Annotated in this window: 1 protein-coding gene; it reads left to right on the top strand. The window is 67.6% G+C overall.

Annotation, left to right across the window (positions count from 1 at the left end):
- The first annotated feature begins 79 nt into the window (after window positions 1-79).
- Entirely contained in the window at window positions 80-1,165 is a 1,086-nt protein-coding gene (locus KPL78_RS30005; RefSeq protein WP_219766972.1) for an IS5 family transposase, read from the top strand.
- Window positions 1,166-1,299: the final 134 nt, after the last annotated feature.

Here is a 1,299-nt window from a genome sequence, read left to right as displayed (position 1 = left end):
GGACGCTTCCGGAAACCTGTTGGCGGCGCTGGGGCTGACGTGATTCGCTTCGTGCTGATCGAAATGGAGCAGGCTGCGGATGTCGGCAGGTCAACCTGGTTTCTGGGATGTGCAGGATCGGCTGCGCGAGCTCTCGGCGCAGGGTGACCCGCTGGAGAAGCTCGCCAGGACGGTGGATTTCGAGCTGTTCCGTGCCGAGCTGACCGCAACGCTGGGCCCGCGCGATCGCAGCAAGGGCGGGCGTCCTGCCTTCGATCCGGTGCTGAAGTTCCGCATGCTGGTGCTGCAGGCGCTGCACGGCCTGTCGCTGGCACAGACGGAATACCTGGTGGCCGACCGGCTGAGCTGGATGCGCTTCTGCCGGCTCGGCCCCGGCGAAGCGGTGCCGGATGCCAACACGCTGTGGGACTTCCGCGAGGCGCTGATCGCCACCGGCGCCCTGGAGAGGCTGTTCACCCGGCTGGACGAGGCCATCACCGCAGCGGGCTACCTGCCCATGGCTGGCCAGATCGTGGATGCGACCCTGGTGTCCGCCCCGCGTCAGCGCAACAACGATGAGGAGAAGGCGCGCATCAGGGCCGGCGAGAAGGCCGCGGCGATCTGGCCCGACAAGCCGGCCAAGGCGCGCCAGAAGGACACCGACGCGCGCTGGACGGTGAAGTTCTCCAAGGCCAAGCCCGGCCCTGACGGCAAGCCGCAGATCGACATCGCGATCCCCGCCTATGGCTACAAGTCGCACATCTCGATCGACCGCCGCCATGGCGTGATCCGGCGCGCCAGGACCACGGACGCGGCTGCCCATGACGGGGCGCGGCTGCGCGAGGGGCTGATCGACCCGAACAACACCGCCTCCGAGGTGTGGGCCGACACGGCGTACCGCTCGGCTCAGAACGAGCAGTATCTGCAGGGGATCGGCCGCGTCAGCCGCATCCATCGGCGCAAGCCGGCAGGGCGGCCCATGGCCAAACACTTCGCGCGTGGCAACGCGACGAAATCGGCGGTGCGGGCGCATGTGGAACATCCCTTCGCGTACCAGAAGGGGGTGATGGGGCTGGTGATCCGCACCATTGGCCTGGCGCGGGCACATGCGGCGATCACGCTCGCCAACATGGGCTACAACATGAAGCGATGGTGCTGGCTCGACAGGCAGCGCGCAACGGCGTGAGGCAAACCGCCGGCGGGCCGTCCGTGACAGCCCGATCAGCCAGCCAGCCGTTGCCAATCAGCCAACGCACAGCAACATCCCGGGCAGATCAAATCGTCAAACCAGCCTCTCAGCAGGGTTGCCGGAAGTGTCCA

It is taken from the genome of Roseomonas alba (genome assembly GCF_019430885.1).
In the GTDB taxonomy this organism is placed as follows: domain Bacteria; phylum Pseudomonadota; class Alphaproteobacteria; order Acetobacterales; family Acetobacteraceae; genus Neoroseomonas; species Neoroseomonas alba.
This window is presented reverse-complemented; position numbering and strand designations above follow the sequence as displayed.

What these genes read in the sequence shown, in the direction of transcription:
- KPL78_RS30005 (WP_219766972.1), top strand. Translation starts at nt 80, where the DNA reads ATGTCGGCAGGTCAACCTGGTTTCTGGGATGTGCAGGATCGGCTGCGC.